This window comes from Collinsella aerofaciens (assembly GCF_040915425.1).
GTDB lineage: Bacteria > Actinomycetota > Coriobacteriia > Coriobacteriales > Coriobacteriaceae > Collinsella > Collinsella aerofaciens_BW.
Map to the genome: position 1 here is coordinate 1 of NZ_JBCPDN010000039.1, position 5,402 is coordinate 5,402.

A 5,402-nucleotide genomic window follows, 5' to 3' on the forward strand; every position below is an offset into this window, starting at 1 on the left:
TGTCGCAGCCCCGACCCGCGGTCACGAGCGGGGGCTCCTGTCGTTTCCGTGCCCTTGGATTGGGTCATAGTGTCTGTCGTTGCCAAAGCATCGGCATTGCCATGATCCAGATCTGCTAAAAGATAGTCGTTGGGGACGTTCTTGTTTGACCAGTCGTTTAAGAACGTCCCCAACGACTACATAGCATGAGAGTGGATAATCTCCCGGTTTGAGCCCATATTCATGCTCAAGGCTGGAGATTGTCCACTCTCGTTTCGTTTGTTGATTTCGATACCTACATTTGTAGGAACAGTTCGTGGAGGCGGGTGTCTTCGTCGAGTTCGGGGTGGAAGGTTACGCCGAGCTGGTTGCCCTGACGGGCGGCGACGATACGGCCGTCGACTTTCGCTAAGGCCTTGGCGTCGCCGTGGACCTCGACGATGCGAGGTGCACGGATAAATGTTAATGGCACTTCACCGTCGATGCCGGACACCTGGCCCTTGGTGCGAAAACTGCCGAGCTGTCTGCCATAAGCGTTGCGCTCAACGAGTACGTTCATGGTTGCTAGGCGCGGCGTTCCCTTATCGTCGTGTGCGGCAAGATCGCGCGCCAATAGAATCAAGCCGGCGCAGGTGCCAAGGACGGGCATGCCTTCAACAATGTGGGTGCGAAGCTCCTCGAGCATGCCCAGCTCATCAAGTAGCTTCCCTTGAACGGTAGACTCGCCGCCGGGAAGTACCAGACGGTCAAAGTCCTGCTTCAAATCAGCCGCCTGCCTCAGCTCAATACAACGTGCGCCCAGCTCGGACAGTCTTGCCTCGTGCTCGGCAAAAGCACCTTGGACCGCCAGCACGGCGACCGTCTGGTCTGCATAATCGCTCATGTGCGATCCTTTCTGCTGGACTAGCGCCCGCGTTCCTCCATGATGATCTCGATTTCGTCGGCGTTGATGCCCACCATGGCCTCGCCCAGGTCCTCCGAAAGCTCGGCGATGAGCTTAGCATCGGTGAAGTTTGCCACGGCCTTGACGATGGCGGCTGCGCGCTTGGCGGGGTCGCCGCTCTTAAAGATGCCCGAGCCGACAAAGACGCCTTCGGCGCCCAGCTGCATCATCAGCGCGGCGTCGGCGGGGGTCGCTACGCCGCCGGCGGCAAAGTTCACGACGGGAAGCTTACCCGTGGCATGGACCTCGCGCACCAGCTCGACCGGAACCTGCAGTTGCTTGGCTGCCTCAAAGAGCTCGTCGTCGCGCAGGGCAACTACGTCGCGGATCTGCTTTTGGATCTTGCGCATGTGACGCACGGCCTGAACGACGTCGCCCGTACCCGGCTCACCCTTGGTGCGAATCATCGTGGCGCCTTCGGCAACACGGCGCAGCGCCTCGCCCAGATCGCGGGCGCCGCAGACAAACGGCACGTCAAACTGGGTCTTGTCGATGTGATAGACGTCATCAGCAGGGGAGAGAACCTCGGACTCGTCGATGTAATCGATCTCGATGGCCTGAAGGACCTGCGCCTCGACAATGTGGCCGATGCGGCACTTGGCCATAACGGGGATGGAGACGGCCTCCTGGATGCCCTTGATCATCTTGGGGTCGCTCATGCGCGAGACGCCGCCTGCGGCACGGATGTCGGCCGGGATGCGCTCGAGTGCCATGACGGCGCAGGCGCCTGCCTCCTCGGCGATGCGTGCCTGCTCGGGCGTGGTGACGTCCATGATGACGCCGCCCTTGAGCATCTGCGCGAGTTCGCGATTGAGTTTGACGCGATCGGCCTTGCTGGTCTGTTCTGCCATGGTTGCTCCCTTGGTTGGCATGTGCATTGCTTGACGGAACATCCTATCGGGGAGCTGGGTATGGCGAAATACTCAGTTTTCAAGATAATAACAAGGTCAGACTAATACCAGATTGAATGGCTTAATAAGGTCAGGTGATAGGCTCATGCTTGACTACAATTTGGAAAAACGCGGCGAAGCATCGCTTTATGAGTATGTTTACCAGAAAATTCGAGATGATATTGTTGCTGGACGTATTGCGGCGGGGGAGCATCTTCCGTCTAAGCGCGCCTTTGCCAGTCATCTGGGAATCAGTGTCATTACCATCGAGAATGCATATAGCCAGTTACTTGCCGAGGGCTATATTTGCTCAATGCCGCGTCGTGGCTACTACGCTTGCGAGCTTCCGGATGCACCGGTTTTGGCTTCGGCTGCGGAGGGCATCGACCGAGATGCCGCCTCTGCGGGTCCCAGCGCGCATGATGTCAACGGACAGGTCGAGCTATTCGATGCACTTTCTCCTTCCTCTTTGGAGGCGGCGCGGCTTTGGCAAAGCGCACTACGGGCGACGCTGGCATCCGAAGATGAGCGCGAAATCTTTTCGCCCGCACCGGCGCAGGGCACCGCTCGGCTGCGACGCGCAATTGCTCACCACCTGCGTGGGACAAGGGGCATGAATGTCGATCCCAATAACATTGTTATCGGCGCGGGCGCCCAGCTGCTCGATACCATGTTGGTTCAGTTGCTTGGCGCTGACAAGGTGTATGCCGTTGAGGACCCGGGCTATTTACGTCTGACGCGCATCTATCAGGCTATGGGCTGCAAAGTTCGACATATCCCGTTGGATGATGAGGGCGTGGACTTGAGCGCTCTGCAGAAAACCGGGACCGATGTACTTCATCTGATGCCGTCCCATCAGTATCCGACCGGCCTTGTGACGAGCATTGCGCGGCGCTATGCGCTTCTGAGCTGGGCCGCCGAGCGACCAGGTCGGTATCTCATCGAAGATGACTTTGATTGTGAGTTTCGCCTTGCCGGGAAGCCGATTCCCGCGCTCGCGTCGATCGATGCCGCCCAGTCGGTTATCTACACCAACACGTTTTCGAAGAGCCTTTCATCGGCGTTGCGTTTGGCGTACATGGTGTTGCCCGATGAGTTAATGGAGCGGTTTAGGCGCAACCTTGGTTTCTACGCCTCGTCGGTGAGCTCTGTTGATCAGGTCGCTTTGGCGCGTTTGCTGGAATCGGGTGATTACGAGCGACATGTGAACCGCGTGCGCGTTCGTGCTCGCGAGGCGCGTGATGGCCTGATGGCGCTTGTGCGGAAGGTATTTCCGGCAGGAGAGGTCTCGATCGAGCATGCAGACGCGGGCCTTTACTGTATCGTGGTTGCGGAGCGTGGAGCGGGCGGAAGCTCTTTTGTGCGGGCCCTCACGCGCTCGAGTATCCCTTTTGTCGATATCAGTGACTGTTATTGGTGTGCCGATGGCGCATCTGTCCTTGAAAACTTAAGTCAAATTCTTGTTCAGTATGACGATTTGAGTCCAAAAGCGCTAAATACCTTGGAATCGCAGCTAACGGGAGCACTCTGCAACCTAAGTGAGTAGGCTTTTGGAACTTTGGCGACCAGGCGGTTTTGTAACAAGCTATCTACCTGCGGTTGTGAAAAGCAGGATGACCGGGCTGCTCGGGATGTTCAAAAAAGTCTACTCACTTGTCGCGCAAAGCTTCTGCATGAGAAAAAATGGGGTTTCAACAGAACTTCGTCCAGCTCTCGGCAAGCTTTTGGCCAGTTGGGGAGGGCTGTTGAAAACTTGGCAGTCCGTTCGGCACCATTTTTGGCGCGTTCGCGCCAATGTGTGACTGACTGGGTTGAAATTTGTGTTTTCCTGTGCCTATGAAGGATCTACTTTGTGACATATCGGCTTTTAGGTACTGGCGTTTGCCTCCTCAAGTCCGCGCTTTGTGTCCGCCGCTTCCACGACCGGAAGAAGACCGGCAGCGATATGATCTCGCCCGCAACCCGACGGCTGCGGTCGCGCTCGGTTTTCCGTTGTATACATTGGTTCGGACGAGAAACAAACGGACTTGTCCTGCCAGCATTAGGCAGCGGCTGTTTCTTGGTGAGCTCCCCAGGGAATCCGTGCTGGAAACGGAGCATGGGTTTTTGGTTACGTCTCCTCTACTGACGACATTCATCATGTCGCGGCATCTGACGGATCTTCAGCTTCTTTTGGTATTGGCGGAGATGTGTGGCTTGTTTGCGGTGTGTGCCCTGCCGGCGGCACTTGAGGCGGAGCTTTCGCGTGCAATTGATTCGGGCGCGATTTCGACAACGGTCGGTTGGGTGCGCTGCCCGTCCGAGGACGGCACCGCCTCAAATTTATGGCGTCGAGACGCTTTGGTTTTGGGCGGAGACCTTGACCGTTTTTGTTCAGATGTTTGCGGGATGCGTTACGGCAATAGATTTATGGCGGTATCGCAACTCGTTCCATTGGGTGCCGCGTCGCCTTTTGAGGTCGAGGCGTATTTGTTGCTTGGACTGCCGCGAGCCCTGGGAGGCGAAGGTTTTTGCGGCATAGAGCTCAATGTCGAAGTGACGTTAAGCACAAGTGCTCGAGCGATTGTGGGAAAGTCCCGTGTGTATATCGATCTACTTCTGTCTTCGCCGGACGGCAGGCGACAGGTGGCCATTGAATGTCAGGGAAAGGCCTCGCACGGACGCGCAGGGGATGGCTTGCGTGACGCTGACCGCATGACGGCCCTTCAGGCCATGGGCTATGATGTACTTCTCCTGACACACAGACAGATATCCGATGAGGATAGATTCCGCGCGATCGTTAAGGCCGTATGCAGGATGCTCGATGCTGAATATCGTGATAAAAGCTCGGATGAGCAAAGGGCTGAGGCATTACTCCGGTCTGAACTATTCGTTGACTGGACAAAATTGGGAGTAATTGACGGAAAGACGCCCGTTAGACACAAAACAACTCGATCGTGGACGGTTGGGGAACTAAGTGAGTAGACTTTTGGCTTGATGGCGACCAGGCCGTTTTGCAACAAGTCATTTACCTGCGGCTTTATAAAGCATTTTGGACGGCGTGCTCGGCAAGTTCCAAAAAGTCTACTCACTTGGTTTTTGACGAGAAACCGATGTCGAAGGCGGTCCTATTTCAGGGCGTTTGCGAGTTCTCGAGACACAAAAAAAGCCCGAACCATGCGGTCCGGGCCTTATCGACCTAAAGATTATCTCTCAGGCGTTTGGCTTAGCCGAAGTAGCGCTTGAGCAGGCCGGCGAAAGCCTTGCCGTGGCGAGCTTCGTCGCGAGCCATCTCGTGCACGGTGTCGTGGATGGCATCGAGGCCGGCGGCCTTGGCACGCTTGGCAAGATCGGTCTTGCCGGCGGTGGCGCCGTTCTCGGCCTCAACGCGCATCTCGAGGTTCTTCTTGGTGGAGTCGGTCACGACCTCGCCCAGGAGCTCGGCGAACTTGGCGGCATGCTCGGCCTCCTCGTGGGCAGCCTTCTCCCAGTACAGGCCGATCTCGGGATAGCCCTCGCGATGAGCGACGCGAGCCATGGCCAGGTACATACCGACCTCGGAGCACTCGCCCTCAAAGTTGGCGCGCAGGTCGGCAACGATGTCCTCGGAG

The 5,402-nt window shown here is 57.1% G+C and carries 5 protein-coding genes; 2 read left to right on the forward strand and 3 right to left on the reverse strand.

The features are described from left to right. Positions 1-274 precede the first annotated feature (274 nt). Both pdxT and pdxS read right to left on the reverse strand, forming a co-directional pair. Positions 275-862, reverse strand: a complete 588-nt coding sequence (gene pdxT, locus AB5164_RS06480) for a pyridoxal 5'-phosphate synthase glutaminase subunit PdxT (RefSeq protein WP_347478228.1) — start codon at positions 860-862, stop codon at positions 275-277. A gap of 20 nt (positions 863-882) precedes the next feature. Then, entirely contained in the window at positions 883-1,773 is an 891-nt protein-coding gene (gene pdxS / locus AB5164_RS06485; protein WP_022094325.1) for a pyridoxal 5'-phosphate synthase lyase subunit PdxS, read from the reverse strand. Between the two features lie 145 nt (positions 1,774-1,918). Between pdxS and pdxR the strand changes: the two genes are divergently transcribed. Together pdxR and AB5164_RS06495 are read left to right on the forward strand one after the other, a co-directional pair. Beyond that, positions 1,919-3,358, forward strand: a complete 1,440-nt coding sequence (gene pdxR / locus AB5164_RS06490; protein ID WP_347478229.1) for a MocR-like pyridoxine biosynthesis transcription factor PdxR — start codon at positions 1,919-1,921, stop codon at positions 3,356-3,358. A 536-nt stretch (positions 3,359-3,894) separates the two neighbouring features. Next, positions 3,895-4,776 (forward strand): putative endonuclease domain-containing protein, encoded by an 882-nt coding sequence (locus AB5164_RS06495; protein ID WP_196032164.1) that lies wholly within the window; start codon positions 3,895-3,897, stop codon positions 4,774-4,776. Between the two features lie 241 nt (positions 4,777-5,017). Here the strand turns inward: AB5164_RS06495 and AB5164_RS06500 are convergent. Continuing rightward, positions 5,018-5,402, reverse strand: a 385-nt coding sequence (locus AB5164_RS06500; protein ID WP_368147899.1) for a ferritin-like domain-containing protein, incomplete at its 5' end; no start/stop codon positions are given.

Coding starts and splice junctions, on each gene's coding strand:
- pdxS (WP_022094325.1), bottom strand. CDS start 1,773: ATGGCAGAACAGACCAGCAAGGCCGATCGCGTCAAACTCAATCGCGAA.
- pdxT (WP_347478228.1), bottom strand. CDS start 862: ATGAGCGATTATGCAGACCAGACGGTCGCCGTGCTGGCGGTCCAAGGT.
- pdxR (WP_347478229.1), top strand. CDS start 1,919: ATGCTTGACTACAATTTGGAAAAACGCGGCGAAGCATCGCTTTATGAG.